Annotated in this window: 16 protein-coding genes and 2 pseudogenes; 7 read left to right on the top strand and 11 right to left on the bottom strand. The window is 68.6% G+C overall.

Translation table 11 applies throughout. The features are described 5' to 3' along the window. Window positions 1-182 precede the first annotated feature (182 nt). From ABT006_RS11120 to ABT006_RS11110, 3 genes are all read left to right on the top strand, one after another. Window positions 183-605 (top strand): DUF6220 domain-containing protein, encoded by a 423-nt coding sequence (locus ABT006_RS11120; protein ID WP_350705209.1) that lies wholly within the window; start codon window positions 183-185, stop codon window positions 603-605. A gap of 131 nt (window positions 606-736) precedes the next feature. Beyond that, the gene (locus ABT006_RS11115) at window positions 737-2,602 is read left to right on the top strand and encodes a multicopper oxidase family protein (protein ID WP_350705207.1); all 1,866 of its coding nucleotides are present in this window, start codon (window positions 737-739) and stop codon (window positions 2,600-2,602) included. A 447-nt stretch (window positions 2,603-3,049) separates the two neighbouring features. Continuing rightward, window positions 3,050-5,146 carry an MMPL family transporter gene (locus tag ABT006_RS11110; protein WP_350705205.1) on the top strand — a complete coding sequence of 699 codons (2,097 nt, stop codon included), beginning with the start codon at window positions 3,050-3,052 and terminating at the stop codon, window positions 5,144-5,146. A gap of 373 nt (window positions 5,147-5,519) precedes the next feature. On the opposite strand, the gene ABT006_RS11105 is transcribed toward ABT006_RS11110, so the two are convergent. Further along, window positions 5,520-6,083, bottom strand: a complete 564-nt coding sequence (locus ABT006_RS11105) for a hypothetical protein (protein WP_350705203.1) — start codon at window positions 6,081-6,083, stop codon at window positions 5,520-5,522. Here ABT006_RS11105 and ABT006_RS11100 point away from each other — a divergent pair. Then, entirely contained in the window at window positions 5,986-7,101 is a 1,116-nt protein-coding gene (locus ABT006_RS11100) for an FAD-dependent monooxygenase (RefSeq protein WP_350705201.1), read from the top strand. The two genes, ABT006_RS11105 and ABT006_RS11100, sit on opposite strands and share 98 nt — an antisense overlap. Window positions 7,102-7,275: 174 nt before the next feature. Here the strand turns inward: ABT006_RS11100 and ABT006_RS11095 are convergent, their stop codons facing one another. The 5 genes from ABT006_RS11095 to ABT006_RS11075 form a co-directional block, all read right to left on the bottom strand. Beyond that, entirely contained in the window at window positions 7,276-7,869 is a 594-nt protein-coding gene (locus ABT006_RS11095; protein WP_350705199.1) for a GlxA family transcriptional regulator, read from the bottom strand. Between the two features lie 118 nt (window positions 7,870-7,987). Next, a complete protein-coding gene (locus tag ABT006_RS11090; RefSeq protein ID WP_350705198.1) occupies window positions 7,988-9,478 on the bottom strand; it encodes a WD40 repeat domain-containing protein in 1,491 nt (496 codons plus the stop codon). A gap of 195 nt (window positions 9,479-9,673) precedes the next feature. Beyond that, window positions 9,674-10,021 (bottom strand): VOC family protein, encoded by a 348-nt coding sequence (locus tag ABT006_RS11085; protein ID WP_350705196.1) that lies wholly within the window; start codon window positions 10,019-10,021, stop codon window positions 9,674-9,676. Between the two features lie 703 nt (window positions 10,022-10,724). Then, window positions 10,725-11,828 carry a phospho-N-acetylmuramoyl-pentapeptide-transferase gene (gene mraY / locus ABT006_RS11080; protein WP_350705671.1) on the bottom strand — a complete coding sequence of 368 codons (1,104 nt, stop codon included), beginning with the start codon at window positions 11,826-11,828 and terminating at the stop codon, window positions 10,725-10,727. A 28-nt stretch (window positions 11,829-11,856) separates the two neighbouring features. Continuing rightward, window positions 11,857-12,477 (bottom strand): DinB family protein, encoded by a 621-nt coding sequence (locus ABT006_RS11075; protein ID WP_350705194.1) that lies wholly within the window; start codon window positions 12,475-12,477, stop codon window positions 11,857-11,859. Between the two features lie 376 nt (window positions 12,478-12,853). Between ABT006_RS11075 and ABT006_RS11070 the strand changes: the two are divergent. Then, a pseudogene (locus ABT006_RS11070) lies at window positions 12,854-13,419 on the top strand (sigma-70 family RNA polymerase sigma factor). 192 nt (window positions 13,420-13,611) lie between these two features. Here ABT006_RS11070 and ABT006_RS11065 read toward each other — a convergent pair. The 3 genes from ABT006_RS11065 to ABT006_RS11055 form a co-directional block, all read right to left on the bottom strand. Beyond that, complete coding sequence (locus tag ABT006_RS11065; RefSeq protein WP_350705192.1) at window positions 13,612-14,478, bottom strand: cytochrome c biogenesis CcdA family protein; 867 nt, start codon at window positions 14,476-14,478, stop codon at window positions 13,612-13,614. Between the two features lie 6 nt (window positions 14,479-14,484). Further along, window positions 14,485-15,240 (bottom strand): DsbA family protein, encoded by a 756-nt coding sequence (locus ABT006_RS11060; protein WP_350705191.1) that lies wholly within the window; start codon window positions 15,238-15,240, stop codon window positions 14,485-14,487. Between the two features lie 73 nt (window positions 15,241-15,313). Next, window positions 15,314-16,522, bottom strand: a complete 1,209-nt coding sequence (locus tag ABT006_RS11055) for an MFS transporter (RefSeq protein WP_350705189.1) — start codon at window positions 16,520-16,522, stop codon at window positions 15,314-15,316. On the opposite strand from ABT006_RS11055, the gene ABT006_RS11050 reads away from it, so the two are divergent. Further along, window positions 16,506-16,877 carry a hypothetical protein gene (locus ABT006_RS11050; RefSeq protein WP_350705187.1) on the top strand — a complete coding sequence of 124 codons (372 nt, stop codon included), beginning with the start codon at window positions 16,506-16,508 and terminating at the stop codon, window positions 16,875-16,877. The genes ABT006_RS11055 and ABT006_RS11050 overlap by 17 nt on opposite strands. Before the next feature lie 250 nt (window positions 16,878-17,127). Here ABT006_RS11050 and ABT006_RS11045 read toward each other — a convergent pair whose 3' ends face one another. Continuing rightward, entirely contained in the window at window positions 17,128-17,361 is a 234-nt protein-coding gene (locus ABT006_RS11045; RefSeq protein ID WP_350705185.1) for a thioredoxin family protein, read from the bottom strand. A gap of 110 nt (window positions 17,362-17,471) precedes the next feature. After that, window positions 17,472-18,390 (bottom strand): annotated as a pseudogene (gene trxB, locus ABT006_RS11040) (thioredoxin-disulfide reductase); the annotation flags it as partial. Window positions 18,391-18,590: 200 nt separating this feature from the next. Here trxB and ABT006_RS11035 point away from each other — a divergent pair. Further along, window positions 18,591-19,250, top strand: a complete 660-nt coding sequence (locus ABT006_RS11035) for a GntR family transcriptional regulator (protein WP_350705183.1) — start codon at window positions 18,591-18,593, stop codon at window positions 19,248-19,250. Window positions 19,251-19,313: the final 63 nt, after the last annotated feature.

The raw sequence follows: 19,313 nt of genomic DNA, 5'->3' as shown, positions 1-19,313 counted from the left end.
TCACGCCGAGAAGCGTTCCGCGCAGACGCGCGACCTGCTACGCCGACCGGCGTAGCGAGACGGTAGCCGGCTACGCCCAATTGCGTAGACGGAGCCGTCCGCTGTCGGATGCCAGGACCGCCGCACCGGCGCGACGATCTCGGCCATGAACGATCACCGTCACCGACCTCGAGGAGCGCGCCGTGCGTAGAGCTTTCGCCGGCCTGGCGGCCCTGCTGATGCTGGCCGTTGTCGCACAGTTCTTCCTGGCTGCCAGCGGCGCCTTCGACACGGCACCCAACGATGAGTCCTTCCAGCCGCACCGCGCGCTGGGCGGCGGAATCGTCCTGATCGCGGTCCTGGTGACCGTCGTCGCCGCGATCGCCCGGATGCCCGGGCGGCTTATCGGGTTGAGCGGCCTGGTCGCCGGGCTCGCGGTCGTCCAGTTCGTGATCAAGGGGATCGCCGCGGCGTTCGACGGCACCGGCGGCAGCACGACCGCCGGCGAGCTGGTCTTCGGTCTGCACGCGATCAACGGTCTCGCCATCCTGGCGGTGACCGGGATGATCGGCCGCCAGGCGAGGCAGCTGTCGAGGCCGGCCGCACCGACGCCACAGGCGCCATGACCACCGGGCTGTGGATCATCCTGGACCACCTCGTCGCGCTGCTGAGCATCGCCACGTGGTTCGCGGCCGGCGTCACCCTGGCGCTCCGGCACACCCGGCTGGCACTCGCCGCCCTCGTCGCGGCGGTGCTCGTGACGCTGGTCCGGGTGGTCTCGGTGGCGATGCTGGCCGGCCGGGGCTGGTGGTTCGTACAGGAAAAGGTGCTGCTCGGGCTGCCGATGCTGGGGGCCGCCGCGGCCGCCGCCGTGCTGCTTGCCGGCCCACGACTGCTCGCGGCGAGGCGGGGGCGAGGCGACGGTAGGTCGGCAGGCGCCGTGGTCTCGGTGCTCACCGCGGGCTATGCGGCACTGGCCGGTCTTGTGGTGACCTTCCTGGTCGGGTACCCGCTCACCCCGAGCACGGCCTTGATCACGATCTCGCTCGTGTGCGCCGGCGCGTTGCTGACCGCGCGAGCGGTCACGGCTCCCGCTCGAAACACCGCTGATGCGGACCTCGTACAGGCGCCGAAGGCCCGACGCGCCATCTCGCGCCGCCGGCTCATCGCCTGGACCGGTGGCGCGTTCGTGGTGACCGCGACCGGTGCCGGCACCGGGCTGTCGTTCCTCCCCGCCGCCGAATCGGTGACCTTGGGAGGGGGCCGCGGCCGCTCCTCCCGCGCGGCCCTGTCGGTGGCGCACCTACGGGGCGCCAGCTCACCAGCACCGGGTGGCACCGTGCGGCGGCACGTGCTGACCGCGAAGAAGGCCACCGTACGGCTACCGTCCGGACGAGAGATCGACGCGTGGACCTACAACGGCGAGGTCCCGGGCCCGGCAATCACGGCGAACCAGGGTGACCTGATCGAAGTGCGGCTGCGCAACGCCGACATCTCCGACGGCGTGACCCTGCACTGGCACGGCTACGACGTGCCGTGCGGGGAGGACGGTGCGCCGGGTGTCACCCAGATGACCGTGCGGCCCGGTGAGAACTTCGTCTACCGATTCCGCGCCGACCAGGTGGGCACCTACTGGTACCACACCCATCACGCGTCCCACCTCGGCGTACACAAGGGGCTCTACGGAACCCTCGTCGTCAGACCGCGCGACGCACGGCGAGCCGACGAGCACGCCGCGGCGGAGCATCTGGATCTGACCCTGCCCGTGCACACGTTCAACGGCACCGTCACGATCGCCGGCAGGGACGGCCAAACCGCACGCCCCACACCACCCGGCACGCCCACGCGGCTACGACTGATCAACACCGACTCGGATCCACACCGGATCGTCCTCGCCGGAACCCCGTTCCGGGTGGCGGCCGTCGACGGCCGGGACCTCAACCAGCCCGGCGAGGTCAGCAATGTCGGGCTGCACCTGCCCGCAGGCGGGCGATACGACCTGGTGTTCCTCATGCCGGACACGCCCGTGGCACTCGTTGTCGACGACGACCGCAATGGTGGACTGCGCCTACGCCCGCATGGTGATGTTCCCGATGACGCGCACATTGAGGACACGTCCGACTTGCCGGAGCTCGACCTGCTGCGGTACGGAGTTCCAGCCGCCGTACCCTTCGACATCCGCGACGCCGATCGGCACTTCACCATGGTCCTCGACCGAGGAGTGGCCCTGGTCGACGGCCAACCGACGTATGCGCACACCGTGAACGGCCGAGGCCACCCCTCCATCCCCGACCAGTTGGTCGTCGACGGCGACCTTGTCCGGTTCACCGTCGTCAACCGAAGCCTGGAAACGCACCCCTGGCACCTGCACGGCCATCCCGTGCTGGTCCTGTCCAGGGACGGGACGCGGTCGACGGGCAGTCCGCTGTGGGTGGACACCTTCGACGTCCGGCCAGGCGAGACGTGGGAGGTCGCCTTCCGCGCCACGAATCCCGGAATCTGGATGAACCATTGCCACAACCTGCCCCACGCGCATCAGGGCATGATGCTGCGACTCCACTACGACGGCGTCACCACGCCCTTCGCCGGTGCGCATGGCGGAAGCGCGGGCCATGGCCACTGATCTGGCCCGGCCCGCCCGCCAGTCCGCGCGGACGATCTCACGTCGAACCTCCTTGCCCTGGTCCATCGGCACACCCGGGCCATCATCGACGCCGAGCTGCATCGGCTGGCCCCGTCGAGCCCCGTCCCTCTCCCCCGCCGACCTGGCCCTCATCAACGGCGTGCTGGAAGACCTCGCCGAGTCGGCGGTTCTCGTCCCCGAGAAACGCACCAGGAGGCAAGGCGCCACTGCTGACGCGCATTGTCGTCGTGGCGCCGAAATGAACACCGATGAGCTCGGAACGGAAATTGACGGTTCGCGGCGAACGGTGGGGAAGACACCGGCCGCACGATCGAGCGCAACGCTCGACCATTTGAGGAGAAGATGATGACATCCGAGGCTCCCCGTACGGATGGAGCTCTGGCGGGACTGGCCCGGTTCTGTTACCGGCGCCGTCGCCTGGTCCTCTTGACCTGGATCGTCGGCGTGATCGCCGTGGCGATCGTCGGCTTCGGGTACGGCGCTGCGCCCGACAACAACTTCACCGGCGGAGACTCCGAATCCGCCAAGGCGCAGGCTCTGATCGAGAAGCACTTCCCCGAGCAGCAAGGGGACAGGCTGACCCTCGCGATCAAGGCAGGGAAGGGAATCGACGACCCCGCCGCCCGACAGAAGATCGAGAAGGTCATCGCCGATCTGGACGCCTCACCCATCACCGGACCGGTGACCTCCCCCTACCAGGGCGAGAACCTGGTGACGGAGGACCGTCGTATCGCCCGTACGACCATCCCGCTGAGCGACAAGGACGTGACCAAGACCGAGGTCAAGCCCTTGGTGGACATGGTCAAGGACGCCTCCGACAACAGCGTCATGCTCGGGCTCGGCGGATACATGGCGGAAAAGGCCGAGACACCTCCGCAGGGTCCGGCCGAGAGCGTGGGCATCCTGGCGGCAGCAGTGATCTTGTTCATCGCCTTCGGTTCGCTGGTGGCAATGGGCTTGCCGATCGTGACCGCCCTCCTGGCAATTGTGAGCGGCCTCGCGCTGACAAAGGTGGTAGGGCATCTGGTCCCCGCACCGGATTTCACTCTGGCCTTCGGCGCGATGATCGGGCTTGGCGTCGGCATCGACTACGCGCTGTTCATCGTGACCCGCTACAAGGACAGCCTCCGGGACGGCGACGAACCCGAGCGCGCCACGGTCAAGGCCGTCACCACCGCCGGTCGCGCGGTACTGTTCGCCGGCACGACCGTCGTGATCGCGTTGCTCGGCCTGGTCGTCATGGGACAGCGGCTGATGACCGGAGTGGCCGTCGCCACGTCGGTGATCGTGCTGGTGACGATGATCGCCGCGGTGACGCTGCTACCCGCGTTCCTGGGCTTCACCGGATACAGGATCAACTCGCTGCGCCTGCCTCGTCGCGCGTCCCGCCGGACCCGGCCCGTCAGTGCCAATTCCCAGGAGCGCCGTACGCTCGCCGAGCGTTGGGCCGGCGTGGTGCAGCGCAGGCCACTGGTCGCCGCACTCCTCGCCGGCGTGAGCCTGCTGGTGCTGGCTGCCCCGACGCTGTCGATGCGGCTGAGCCAGCCCGATGCCAGCGTCCAGCCCCGCGACCGGAGCAGCTACATCTCGTACGAGATCCTCTCCGAGGGCTTCGGTCCCGGCTACGGAGCACCCCTGATCTTCGCCACCCAGGTCGACTCCAAGGACGCCGACCTGCGTCCCGTGGTCGCGGCGGTCAGCAAGGCCGAGGGCATCGCCTACGCCACGCCACCCCGAGTCAGCAACGACGGGCAGGCCGTCACCTTCACTGCCTTCCCCACGACCGGGTACCAGGAGGAGGCAACCGCAGACCTGGTGCACGAGCTCCGCGACAACGTGCTGCCCACCGCACCCGGCGGCCAATGGGTCCACGTCGGCGGACCGAACGCCAGCACCATCGACCTCGCCGAGGAGTCCGGCTCGCGCCTGCCCCTGATGATCGCGGTCGTCATCGCGATCTCCATGGTGCTGCTGATCGCGCTGGTCCGGTCGGTCACGATCGCCCTGCAGGCCGCCGTGATGAACCTGCTGTCGATCGGCGCCGCCTACGGCGTGATCGTCGCGGTCGTACAGTGGGGATGGCTCGGCCCGGCCTTCGGGTTCCCCGCCGCCATGCCGGTCACGACCTGGGTCCCGATGATGATGTTCCCGGTCCTGTTCGGCCTGTCCATGGACTACCAGGTCTTCCTCTCCTCACGGGTTCGTGAGGAGTACGAGCGAACCGGCGACACCCGTACCGCCGTCGCCCAAGGGCTGGCGCGGACCGCCAAGGTCATCACGGCCGCGGCCGCCATCATGATCGCCGTCTTCACCACCTCCCTGCTCGGACCCGACATCGCGGTCAAGCAGGGAGGCCTCGGCATGGCCGTCGCCGTGCTCATCGACGCCACCATCGTCCGGCTGATCCTCGTCCCCGCGGTGATGGAACTATGCGGCAAGGCCAACTGGTGGATGCCCGGACGCCGGACACCGACGACGGCCTCGGCTTCACCGGCCAGGGTCGGGGAAGAGGCCAGAGTCTGACCGCTTGCACGGGTCGAGTGCGGGGAACCCTCGGGTGGGATTACCCGCACTCGACCTGCTGCCCGCCACGAGGCGCCCGGGACGTCCTTCGGGGGTCGGCTCACCAAGCGACAGGTCTGGAACAGGCAACGCACCGACGAGGTGCTGCTCGACGTCGACGACGTCGCAATGGGGCCGCACCAACGCCATGCGAAGGAACGCCCACGACGAGGGGGTCGTTACCGCCCCGACCTGCTCACACCCTCCCACCAGGTCACTCGGACGGCGCTCGACGTCCGTTGGCGCCACTGAGCACTCCGCGTGGAAGGGGATCGCCCCACCGGCTTGCTGCCCTGAGCAGCGACTCTGGGCCGGCTCAGCAGGCTGTCTCAGCTCACCGGGTCGTCGAGCCGCCCACATCGGGCAGCGCACCGCGCACGATGGCGCGGGCGAGCGGCTCGACGAGCTGCCTGTTGATGCAGTCGACCGGCGTGGTGACCAGGACGAACAGCGTGCCGCCGTAGAGCGTGACCAGCGTCGGAATCGCCTCGGCGGGGATGGGCAGGCCGAGGGCGCCGTGGTGGTCGGCCGTCAGACCGATCGAGCTGTCCTGCAGACCGGCGAGAGCCGAGGCGAGGGCCGGCCGGCGTACCGCCTCCAGCTGGAGTTCGTAGATCGCTCGGTACCGGGTCCGATGCGTGGTGGCTGCGGTGAGCAGCGCGTCGGTCAGCAGGGCCGCCAGTCGGTCCGCGAGGCTTGCGCGCGTCGCCGGGGCTGCCGTGTCGGTGTGGTGGCGTCGGCCCGATCGTAGTGAAGGTGAGTTCGTGCGAGTCGTGGTGGTAGGCGGTGGCCTGGGCGGGGTGTCCGTGGCGGTCGGGCTGCATCGACAGGGACACGAGGTGACGCTGTACGAGCGCGGCGCCGAGCTTCGCGAGGCGGGCACCGGGGTGGTGCTCATGCCCAACGGAGTCCGGGCGCTGGATTCGCTCGGCCTGGGTGACTACGTGCGCGGCCAGGCGATGCGTGCCACCACCGGCGGATTACGCGACTGGCGCGGACGGCCGCTGTTGGTGACGGACGCGGTCCACGCCAAACGGACGGTCGGGACCGCGCACGTGGTGAGCCGAGCGGAACTGCACCGCGCACTGCGTGCACCACTGCCCGCCCACCTGGTGCACACCGCCGCGCCAGTGCAACGGCTGGAGCCTGATCCGGCCGGAGTGGTCGTCGTCGCCGACGGCCAGCCGATGACCACGGCGGATGCGGTGGTCGTGGCCGACGGCATCGGCAGCAGTCTGCGCCGTCAGCTGTTTCCCGTCCATCCCGGAGTACGGCAGATCGGCCGGTTGGATCTGCGCGGCATGCTGCACACGCCCCCGGGGCTCGACGTCACCGAACTGCTGGCCAGCATCATGATCGACCGCCGGACCGGCGCCATGTTCGGACTGTTCCCGGTCGGTGAGCGCGATCTGTACTGGTTCACCGACACCGTGCTGCCCGAAGCGCGGCCCTCCGCGCACGACGCGCGGCAACAGGTCCTGGCTCTGATGGCCGACTGGCATCCGGCGGTTCCGGCGCTGATCAAGGCCACGCCGCTCACCGCGATCTACGTCGACGCGATCGCACGCCTAGCCACGCCCCTGCCGTCGTTCGCGGTCGGCCGAATCGCGTTGCTCGGCGACGCCGCCCACGCGATGACCCCCGATCTCGGACAGGGCGCCAGCCAAGCATTCGAAGACGCGGCCGCACTGACCCGGCACCTCACCGAGGCCGACCCGGCCGATGTTCCCGAACGACTGCTCCGCTACGACGCCGAACGCCGGCCCCGTACCAGTCGACTGATGGCCGCAGCATCCCGACAATCACGGATGACCTCGCAGACCGGCGCCGTCGCGTGGCTGCGCGACACCCTGCTGCGCGCGACACCGCCCCGGCTCGCCACCAAACTGCTCGCCGCCACCTGGCACGCACAATAGGCGGCGCTCAACCACAGGCCGATCCGGTTGCGGATCCTCACCGGCTGCGGAGCCTTGAGACCGGCGGTCTACCAGGCAGAGACGGGCGTGCCCAGGTGCCTCGTGCCTTGACCAAGTTCACGGACGGCCGGCGAGAGACCCGGGGACTGATTCGATCCGGCCTCCGTCCGAGCACTACCGGCGCGGATCTCCGGCACGACTGCCTGCGGTACGGGTGTCGAACCGTCGGCGGTACTCCGACGGCGAGGTGTCGAAGGCCGCGGCGAAGCTCCGCCGCAGCGTGACACTGCTGCCGAAACCGCATTCGGCAGCGACCTGATCGATCGACAGTTCCGTCGACTCCAGCAGTCGACGGGCCTCGTCGAGGCGCTGACGCTTGACCCAGACGGCCGGGGTGACGCCGGTAGATGCCTGGAACGCCCGGATGAAGGTGCGCCGGCTCATGTGAGCGACGCCAGCCAGCCGCTCGACCGTAAGGGGTTCCGCCAGGTGCCGCAGAGCCCACTCCAGCACTTCGGTGATCGGGTCGTCGGAGGAGTGCGGGGGTAGGGGCCGCTCGATGTACTGCGCCTGCCCGCCCTCACGGTGCGGGGCCACCCCGAGGTTGCGAGCCACCCGGTTGGCCGCCGCTGCGCCGAGCCTGCTGCGGACGAGGTGCAGGCATGCATCGATCGCCGACGCCGTCCCGGCCGAGGTCAACACGTCACCGTGATCGATGTACAGCACGGAGGCATCCGTGTCGACATCGGGGTGTCGGGCGGCGAGCAACTCGACGGCCTGCCAGTGCGTTACGGCCGCGCGTCGGGACAGCGGGCCTGCATCGGCGGCGGCCGGCCCGAACTACACCGGCCAACCCACCGTCAGCTCCCACTACACGCCAACAGGGTCACCGTCCCTCGATGAGACCGCTGGCGAGGGACAGGGCGAGGAGTCCGTCGTCGTGCCCGATCATCAGCACGTCACCAGCGCTGAGCAGGCAGCGCGGTCGGATGTCGAGTGGCACGAGGGCAACGCTGCCACGCAGCGGCTCCCACACCCGTAGGTTGCGGTCCGCCCGGCTCGCTGTCACCACGGCGATGCCGTCGCCGGCCGCCGGTAGAGCGACGATGCCGACCACGTCGCGGTGGGCCAGGTCGGGCGGCAACGGGTCGCCCAGCCGCACGCCGAAGGTCTCCCAGATCGATACCGCGCCGTTGCGGTCGGCCAGCAGGACCGGCTTGCGATACCCGAGCCGTTCAGGTGACACGGCAACGCCGATGAGGCGTTGGTGGCCGATCGCGACGAGCTTGCGCGAGTCGGGTGCCATCGTCGAACGGCCGCCGTGAACGGCTGTCGACCCCCACACGTCGACGGTGCAGTCGCCGTACACGGTGACGACGTCGGTGCCGCTCCACGGCGGCTGATTGACGAAGTCGACTGCCGTCATTGCGGCCACGGGGCGGCCGGCACGATGGAACAGCTCGGTCAGCGGGTTGCGGGTCACCGGGTCCCACAGCCGGACCGCGCCGTCGGTGTCGCCGACGGCGAGCACGGTACGGCCGTCGCGGAGTCTTGCCAGCCAGTCGACGGTTCCCGGATGTGGGTCGGTCGGCATGAGGATTGGGGCGAGCGACCCGATCTGTGCCGTGCCGGCGGCCACCGGGCCGTCCAGTGGTCGACCGGTCGAGGCATCCCACCAACGCAGAGTGCCGCCGTCGCCAGCTACGACTATGACGGCACGGCCGTCGGGCAACGCGACCGACGCCACCGCCACGGCCGGGCCGTCGAGCGGCGGCCCGATCGGCGACCCGGAAACGACGTCCCACAACCTGGCCGCATCGCTGCCAGCCGCCGCGATGACTGACGGTCGGCCCGCCACCAGCGTCAGCGCATCGACCGGGCCGGCATCGGAGCGCCACATCGTACGCACCGCGACCTGCGTCCTGAGCAGTTCCCGATCGGGGGGCGCCGGGAACCCTGCGACCCCGTCGGCGATCGTCGCCGACGAGACACCCCCGCAGGACTGCGGCTCGTCGACCTCGTCGTTTCGGTCCACCGTGAACAGCACACCCTGCGCGCCCGCGTACTGGCTCTGCGCATCGTCGGCGACGTCGACCGGCTCGGCGTCATTCGCATCGCTCATGACGTCGGCGATCGCCCACACCACGCCGCAGTCCAGGCAACGCACATGCCCGGCCAGCCGGGCGAGCGTTCGCGCCCATGGCGCGGCCTCGGCCGACCTGGTCGCCACCATCGCGGCAACCAGGCACCAGACCGCGCTCGGCGACACCTGCAACGGCACACCTGCAACGGCGAGTCGCCGGGCGGTCTCGAAGAAGCCAGTCCAGCCCGAGCCCAGAATCTGGTCGTGGTGTGCCCGTTCGATCGCGTCCGCCACCGCCTGCCACGGCCCGGCTGTGTCGGATTCCGAGGCGACCGTCGGCGCAGCGCCTCGACACCCGGGTCCCGCCCCGCTCCCCGTCGGGTGGGTCAACGGCACACGGCATGGCAATTCACTGGCGCTCGATTGAACGACGGGGGGACGGGGGAATGGCGGTCTGAGGTCACCACGCCTGCAGCGCGGGGCCCGTGATCATCCGGTCGTCGAGACCTCTCCGCCGATTCCGGTCTCGTTGCCGTCGCGGTCGTGGAAGACGTACTTCCAGACCGAGTCGTGCTTCTCAACGTCGACCGGCTCCAGGCCCTGTCCGGAGATCCTCGCAACCTCGGCGACTGGGTCGTCGACCCAAATCATGCTGACAGCTCCACCGGCCCGGTCGGGATCCTGGATGATGTACACGTACCGATCCTCGGCCAACCGCCAGACCGCCTCGATCTCGTTCGGATAGAAGGCCGGTTCAGCACCGAGCAGCCGCTTGTACCACTCCAGGGCGCTGCCATAGTCACGCACCGGGATGCCCGCAAACACTCCTACCGCCATGTCTGTCTCCTCAGTCGATGTCGAGCCCGACCGGCGCCGGGCCCTGAAGGAAAGACCAGACCTGGCAGCGAAACCTAACGGGGTCGACCCGATCGCCTTCGGACGGGTCCCGCGCCCAGGTTACCCCTTGCAGTGACGGTGTGCGCGGTGCTGGCTGGCGCAGTCACGTCCGTCGCGATCGTGGACTGGGCACGGGATCTGGACCGGACCATCGGATACCACCGCAGCAACGGTGAACCCATCCTCGCCACAGCCACCAGACGCGCCAACCGCCGAGCCCACGACCTCATCGACACGGTGACCAGGAGTAATCCGACTGCGCAATGCCCCTGGGGCTGTCCCGACGCAGCCGCACCCACTCCGCGTCGGTGTGAAAGGGCACCGCTGAGGTCGTCGCGCTGTTGTAGATCGTTCCCTCCAAGTCTGACCGTGAGCGACTGCTGCTGGTCACACCGGAACTGGCCAGCGTCCTCGCCGCAATCATCGCCCGCCTCCGCGACCACACCGGCAGCATCCCCCTGGTCGCCCGCTACGACGCCCACGAGCGCACCATCGGCCCGATGCTGCCTCACCTATTCCAACACGTCATCGACGCGAGGTCATCAGCGCTCGCCGTGCTCAAACCCTGCTCACCGCCCCCGCGCTCACCGGTCTGCACGACGCCGTCAGCGTCGGTGGCACGACACAGGCTTGTCGCGTGGCTTCATCCAACGACCGCCAAGTAATCCGAGTAGAACAGGCCCAGGCCGACCGCCACGCAGACGCCAGCCACGATCCAGAACCGGACCACAATATTGATTTCGCTCCAGCCGGCCAACTCGAAATGGTGGTGCAACGGCACCATCCGGAAGACACGTCTACCGGTGGTCCGGAACGAGACGATCTGGATCACCCAGGTCGTCGTGATGATGACGAAGAGCCCGCCGATCATGATCGAAAGCAGCGTGGTGCGGGTTGCCACCGCGAGCCCGCCGATCAGGCCGCCGAGCCCGAGCGAGCCCACGTCACCCATGAAGATCCGCGCCGGGGACGTGTTCCACCACAGGAAGCCCACGCAGGCAGCGGCCGCCGCCGCCGCGATCATGGCGATCTCGAGGGGATCACGGACCTGGTAGCAGTAGTCGTTAACGCGGGCGTACGCGTCGTCGGCGCACCAGTGCCGGTACTGCCAGAAGCCGATCAGCGCGTACGCGCCGAGCACCAGGATCGACGCGCCGGTGGCCAAGCCGTCGAGGCCGTCGGTGAGGTTCACGCCGTTCGACATCGCCATGATCACGAAGACGAAGACCATGACCGCGCCCACCTTGCCGACGTCCAGCCAGCTGATGTCGCGGATGAGCGAGATGTGCTCGCTGGCCACGGTCTGGCCGTTGGTGCTCGGCACGTAGAGCGCGGCGATGGCGAACCCGCCGCCGACGATCGCCTGGCCGAGCAGCTTGCCCTTGGCGGACAGTCCGTCGGAGTTGCGCCGGCGCACCTTGAGGAAGTCGTCGAAGAAGCCGACCGCGCCGCAGAAGACGAACAGCCCGAGCAGCAACAGGGCCGTCATGGTCGGCCCCTCCTGCGCGAGCTGCCGCTCGGGCAGGGTGGTCAGTGCGATATGCCCGGCGACGTAGGCGAAGACAGTCGCCACGATGAAGACGACGCCGCCCATCGTGGGCGTGCCCTTCTTGCCCTGGTTGCTGGCGAGCCCGATGGATCGGATCGGCTGGCCGGCCTTGAGCGCGGTGAAGACGCGAATCGCCACCGGCGTGCCGAACAGGGAGATGATGAACGCGACCGCGGCCGCGACGATGACCGCCCTCACGGGCGAACCTCCACGAGATCCGGATTTCTCACGGCGTCCCCACCGGGCAATGCGTGTCGGACAGGTCGGCATGATGCGAGCAGTCGGCCGCTTCCTGCGCAGCCCGCTCGATCTTCGCCCAGTACGCCTCCCGGGCCGCCGTGTCGATCTGCTCCTCGTACTCAGCCATCACCCCAGTCCGGCCATCGAGTTGCTCACGCAGGATGTCGGCGTGTCCGGCATGCCGGGTGGTGTCCTGAAGGACGTGGATCATGATGTTGAACAGCTTGACGTTGGGGCGCGGCCACCACGGCACGTGGCCAGGCGCGTCGATGGAAAGCTCTTTGATCGTCGCGTCTGCATGTTCCCAGGCACGCTGGTAGAAGTCGATGATCTGCTCGCGGGTCTCGCCCGGGGTCGCCCACAGGTCGCTGCCGTCCGCGTCCTGCCACCGCGGCAGCGGTTCCGGGAACGGGCGGTCGAAGATCTCGCCAAGATACCTGGCCTCCCAGGTCGCCAAGTGCTTCACCAGACCAAGAAGGTTTGTCCCCGTCGCTGTCAGAGGACGCCGGACGTCGTACTCGGAAAGGCCGTCGAGCTTCCAGACCAGCGCCTGACGTGTAGACCTGAGCTGGCCATGCAGGTAGTCCTTCGCGACGTCATCGATCATGGGACACGAGCATGCCATCCGACAGCGGGCGGAGCAGCCCCGGACCTCAACGCGCCGTGGTTCGCGACTCGCCGGCACCAGTCAGACGACGATCTTGCAATGCCAGGCCCGATGTTCAATCTGCGGCAAGCTGTGAGCTGGGCCCTCGCGGAGTTGAGACACCAGATTTTGCACCTCACAGCCTAGTTCACCCGACTGCCGTGCACCTCGATCGGCTTTGCGAGAGTGGTCTTGTCGACGAGCATCCTCCGCCCCGCCGCGGTCGGACCGACACCACCGGCGCGTTGGCAGGCAAGACCACTTTCCAGCCTGCTCGTGCTGGTCGTCGTTCCAACAGACCGGCGGCACTGACGGCTCCGGACACGGAGACGTCAGGGTGATCGATGATGCGGACGTCACCGCGTGGGCACTCGCGGCCGGCCGCGGCGATCGGAACGCCGCTGCCCGCTTCGTCGGCGCGACGCAGCACCGTGTACGTCGCTTCCTCGCCGCACTGGCCTCTCCGGACGAGGCCGATGACCTGGCGCAGGAGACGTATCTGCGGGCGATGCGGTCGCTGCCGTCGTTCGCCGCGCGCTCGTCTGCGTTGACGTGGCTGCTCAGTATCGCTCGGCGGGTCGCTGTCGACCATGTCCGGGCGGCGTCGGCCCGGCCCCGTACGGTGCCGATGTCGGACTCCTACGACACACCCGATGTCTCGCAGAGTGATTTCGATCGGCGGGTGGTGTTGGAGCGCCTGATCGCGGCGCTGCCTGCGGGCCGACGGGAGGCGTTCGTCGCCACACAGGTCCTCGGGCTGTCCTACGTCGAGGCGGCGGAGGTGTGCGGTTGTCCGGTCGGCACGATCCGCTCCCGGTAGGCCGGGCCCGCGAGGATCTCGTGACCGCGATAAGTACTCAGCCGGTCAGCCGACGGCAGAACCCGGGCGACGCCGCAGGCTGAGCCGGGCTCTACCTGCGGCGACGCGACCCGGGGCGCCGCCAAGACGGTCGCACGGAAAATGAGCGGCGAACGACGCTGAGGGCCGACCCTTGGCCGTTGCTCGGGTGCCTTCGGCGTTGGCACCCGCACGAACGACGTCTCCCCCGAGCCCAAGCGCCCAGCATGACCTCGGTGCTGGGTGCGTAGGGCAGGTCATGCCTCTTGCGCCTCGTGCTTCTGGTCAGCGGACGCGGTGGTGGCGTCGTTGTGGGTACTGGTGCGTTTGTGGCGCACCTGCATGAGGCTCCATGCGGTCAGGGCGGCGGCGATGACGATGGTGACGACGAGGAGGTCGGGGACCCTGTTGGCGCCTTGCAGAACGGCGCCCTCGAGGCGGGCCTGGTCGGCTGCGTCGAGGATGCCGCCGAGGACGGTGGTGCCGCCGGTGGCCAGCAACAGAATTCCGACGGCGACCGTGAGCGCGCCGCCGATGATGCCGGTCCAGGTGTTCCACCACCGGCCGATGGTGATCACGCGCGGGCGGACGAGGCGTTTCACGTACGGCAGTCGCCCCCACAGCAGGGCGAGCACAAGTAGGGGCAGCGCCATGCCCGCGGCGAAGATCAGCAGGACGATTCCGCCGGACAGCGCGTTGCCGGCGACGGCGGCGAACGTCAGCACAGCGCCCAGCAGCGGCCCGGCGCACACCCCGGCCAGGCCGTAGACGGTTCCGAGCGCGTACACGGCGGCGACCGACGTGCCCTCAGTGGCCTTGCGACCGGGCAGGAACGGCATCGGGATGTTCAGCAGCATGATCGCGCCGAGGACGATCACCACGATCGCGGCGACGGTGACCAGGACGAAGCGGTGCTGGTTCACGAACGCGCCGAGGGTCCCGGCGAGCACCCCGAGTGGGACCAGGGTGGTGACCAGCCCGAGATAGAACACACCGGTGCGGGCGACAAGCGCGGCGGGACTGCTGAACGCATAGGAGAAGAACGCCGGTAGCAACATCGCCGAGCACGGGCTCAGCAGCGTGAGCACGCCGCCGAGGAAGGCACCCAGCAGACCGAGATCCATGGCGATCTACTTCGCCTGCGTCAGCGCCGTGTCGAGGAACTCGCGGAACGTGCCGAGTGGCTGCGCGCCCGACAGCGCGGTGGTCCCGGCGACGAAGAACGGCACGCTGTTGACGCCGAGCTGCTGTGCCGATCGGGTGCTCTCCTGCGCGGCCGCGCGAAGCTTCGGGTCGTCGAGATCGGCCGTGTACCGGTCGATGTCGGGCACACCCGCCTTCTTGGCGAACGCGATGAGCGTCTCCCTGGGCAGTTTCGGGTGCCCTCGCTCCGGTGCGGCGTCGTACACGGTGGTCACGAACTCCATGAACTTGCCTTGCTTCGCCGCCGCCCGCGCAGCGACCGCGGCATCCTCGGACTGCTCGCCGAAGAACGCCACGTCGTGGAACTCGACGCGCACCTTGCCCGTGTCGACGTACTCCTTGATCAGCGTGGGCAGAGCGTCCCTGCTGAACACCGCGCAGTACGGGCATCGCAGGTCCGTCCACTGCGTGAGCACGACCGGTGCGTCGACCTCGCCGATCGCCATCGGATCGTCGGCGTCCCGGCGTACAAAAACCGGGTCGCCTGTCGCTTCCTCGGACCGTTCCGATGACGCCGATTTCGAAGGTGCCGATGCGCTGGTCGGGCTCTGCCCGGGCAGCGACTGAGCTGCCACCACTACCCCGAGGAACGCGGCGATCACGCCCAGCGCGAGGTTGAGCCGTCGTGAACGGCGATACTTCGCCTCCATCACCTGCAGTGAGGCCTTTGTCGAAGAGGTCACCCCGCTAGGATACAAGATGGATCCAAAGGGCGGCTGGCACCCCGTGACCGGCGGCAGGGCGCGAGCGCCGCGCTCACGATGCCTTCGGGGCGAGTGCGCGGGTGGCCATGAGGACGGTGAGTGGGATGAGCGTGATGATCGCGAGGATGGACAGCGCCGAGAAGCTGGTGAGAGCGAGCAGGGGGCCGGCGGCGAATGCTGCGGTTGCGCCGCAGAGGTTCGAGAGCGCGTCGACGCCTCCTTGGGATGCGGCACGTGTCTGGGTGGCGACGGCGGTGCTGAACAGTGCCGATCCGGCGACGTTGACGAACGACCAGCCGACCCCGAGCAGGATCAGCGACACGATGATCCACGCGGTGTCGTCGGGTTTCACGGCGCCGATCACGAGCGAGGCGAGGAAGATGACGATGCCGGTGCTGATCGTGAACCGGTGACCGCGCCGGTCGGCGATCAGGCCCACGAGCGGGGAGAGGCCATACATTCCGGCGATGTGCAGGCTGATCGTGATCCCGATGATGCTGATCGATCCGCCTTGGTGGGCGACGTGAACCGGGGTCATGGTCATGACCGAGACCATCACCACCTGGGCGGTGAGAATCGCGATCATCGCCACTCGGGCCCGCCGGTTCGTGCGGAGCTCGATGAGCACCTGGCGGATGCGGCCGGGGCGCTTGCCCGCGGGAGTGCTCAGTGGCGTCTGAGCAGGCTGATCGAGCAGGAGGAGAGGGTCGGGGCGCAGCCACACGAACACGACGAGGCCGGCGAGGGCGAGGCAGATCGCGGCGATGAGGAACGCGCTGGCGAAGATGGTGAGCCCGGTGGCGGCACCGACGAGCTCGCCGGGCACGCCGAGGTTCGGGCCGAGGACGGAGCCGAGTGTTCCCACCCAGACGACCAGGGCGAGTGAGCGGGCTTTGTGTCGGGGTTCGGCGAGATCTGTCGCAGCGAATCGTGATTGAAGGCTCACCGCGGAGCCGGCGCCGATCAGGAGGAGGCCGATGAAGAGCGGGACGACCATGCTCCACTGTGCCGCGGCGACCAACAGTGCTCCGCCGGCGGCGGCCATCCACCATCCGCCGCTGAGGGCGACGCGACGTCCGCGGCGCGCGGCGAGGTTCCCCAGTGGCAGGCCCAGGAGCGCCGCACCGAGTGTGCTGGCGGTACGGGCCAGCCCTGCCCAGGCTTCGTTGTCGGTGACCTCTCCTGCCAGCAGCACACCGATCGAGGGTGCGACGCCGACGCCGACGGTGCCGATGATCTGCGCGATGACGAGCACTGTCATCGTGCGTCGTTGGACGGCGTCGATGGTCGGACCCGTCCGGGTGAGGGAGGCGCTGTCGGCGCGGGCCGAGCATTGGGGTTCTAGCACGTGCTTCCTTGTCTGCGTGACGTTCTGGATTTCCGGGCGGGGCAGCGGCTGGATGCGGTGCCCGCAGGTGAGACGCGGCGCCGGTCCGGTGCACGACGTCGTTGAGGTCGGCGATCAGGTCGTCGACATGCCCGAGTCCGACACCGAGCCGGATCAGGCCGAGGGCGATACCGGCGTCGAGGAGCTGATCCGGGTGAGCTGCGAGTGGGCGATCGATGCCGGATGGATCACGAGGGATCGCACACTTCCGAGGTGGGGAAGCGGCTGAAAAGTGTGAGCTTTCGACTGATGCTCGGCCGGCGTCGATGCCGCCGGTGATCTCAGAGGAGAACGCGGCACCGACGCCGACACCGTGCGGCGCGTACGTGGTGGCGGGCGTGCCACGGGTTGGAGGGCAGGCCCGCGTGGTCGCACCGCCCCGTATCAGGCGAGAACGTCACCCAGCAGTTGCGATTCGATGACCCGCTTCGGTGCCGCTCCCACCATCTCCTTGGTGACCATCCCGGCGGAGAACACCTTCAACACGGGGATCGAGGTGCTGCCGTACTCGCGGCGGTCGCAGGGTTCTCGTCGACATTCAGCTTGAACACACTCAGCTTGTCGACGTGCTCATCGGCGATCTGCTCCACGATCGGGCTCAGTGCACGGCAGGGCGGACACCATGCAGCCCAGAACTGGACCAGGACCGGCTTGTCGGCGGCGAGGACATCCGCCTGGAAGGATGCGTCGGTGACGGGACGCGCAGCGGACATGGGTGTTCCTTCTTCCTCTAGACGACCGCGGCTTCGCGAGTCGGGTCCGGTTCAGCTCGGCTGGAGGCATCCGCGCGCGCTTGCACGGCACGCGAGAGGACAGCATCGGGCATAGAGGCCAGGAAGTGTTCGGCGTCCAGTGCTGCTGTCGCGCCGGAAGCGGCGGCCGTGATCGCCTGCCGATAGTGCGGGTCGATGACGTCCCCGGCGGCGAAGACCCCGGGCAGCCCGGTCCGGGAGCTGCGCCCCTCGACGGCGATCGTGCCCTGTTCGGTCAAGGGAAGCTGCCCGTGGACGAGGTGGACGCGCGGATCATGGCCGATGGCCACGAACACTCCGGCCACAGCCAGGGATCCCTCCCGGCCGGATACGGTGTCGCGCAGTCGCAGCCTCTCCACGGTGGCGTCGCCGGCAATGCCGACGACCTCGCTGTTCCAGACGAACGAGATCTTCTCGTTCGCGAACGCTCGTTCCTGCATGATCTTCGACGCCCGAAGACTGTCGCGCCGGTGCACCACGTGAACCTTCGACGCGAACCTGGTCAGGAACAGCGCTTCTTCAATCGCGGAATCGCCGCCGCCGATCACGGCGATCTCCCGATCACGGAAGAACGCACCGTCACAGGTCGCGCACCACGAGACGCCGCGACCAGCAAGCCGGTCCTCATCGGCGAGGCCGAGCCTGCGGTACGCCGACCCGGTGGCGATGATCACTGCAAGCGCCTCGAGGGCCGCTCCAGAGCTCGACCGTCTTGACCTCGCCGGCCAGCGACACCGCCGTGACATCGTCCAAGATCACCTGCGCGCCGAACCGTTGCGCCTGGGCCTGCATCCGCGTCATCAACTCCGGGCCCATGACCCCCTCGGGGAACCCGGGGAAGTTTTCGGCCTCGGTTGTGTTCATCAACTCACCGCCCACCTCGACCGAGGAGGCGACGACCAGCGGGCGCAGGTTCGCGCGGGCCGCGTAGACCGCAGCGGTGTAGCCGGCCGGCCCTGAGCCGATGATGATGAGCTGCCTCACGGGCACTCCCTTCCTCTCGCGCCCGTCCGATGGGTGCTTCCCGGACAACGCCTGCCGACAGCGTTGGATTCCGATAGGACGCAACTTGCATCCTAGATGCCGAGGCTCGTTCCCGCCAATCGGGCGGCAGGCCGGTATGCTATGCCGGCTGAATGCCAGTTGTACTGAATCGGGAACAAGATGTTCCGAGGGGAGGTGGGCCGCGAGTGACGTCCGCTGCTGGCGAGTCAGCCACCGACCAGGCGTACCGCAGGATCCGCGACGACATTCTCGGCGGCGTGTTCCCCAGCGGAACCATGCTCGGGGAAGCGGCGCTGGCCGCACAGATCGGCGTAAGTCGCACCCCCGTCCGCACCGCCCTGGCCCGATTGCAGGACGAAGGGTGGATCACGATCTACCCCAAGCGCGGCGCCCTGGTCCAAGGACTCAGCGACCGCGCGATCAAAGACCTGGCCGACGCCCGTCTCATCCTCGAGGTCACCTCCGTTCGACGCGCCTCAAGCCAAGCGCTTGAGATGCTCGCAGACCGTCTTGACCAAGCGGTCGTCGAACAGGAACGCGCGTTCCGGGAACGCGATCTGGATCGCTTCATCGAACTGACGATCGCGTTCCACCGATCGTTCGTGGAATCCAGCCGCAACGAGGTCATGCTGGAACTCAACGACCGCCTCGCCGATCGACAACGCTTCCTCCTGTTCAGCCACGGGGAACGCCTACTCGCACGGTGTGAGGCCATCATCGCCGAACACCAACACCTGCTCGCATCCCTACGCACCGGCGACATCACCGGGTTCGGCGACACGCTCCGCTCCCACCTCAGCGGCAACTACGGCAAACCACTCGACCCCGTGTGCCCGCCACCGTGACGACTCCGGTGCGGCCCACCAGCGGGTCCGCCGCTTCCCCAGGCTGCAGTGGTGAGGTGCACG

It is taken from the genome of Micromonospora sp. NPDC002717 (assembly GCF_040295705.1).
Lineage (GTDB): Bacteria > Actinomycetota > Actinomycetes > Mycobacteriales > Micromonosporaceae > Micromonospora.
Note: the sequence above shows the minus strand (reverse complement) of the source record. Positions and strands in the feature narration are given on the sequence as shown.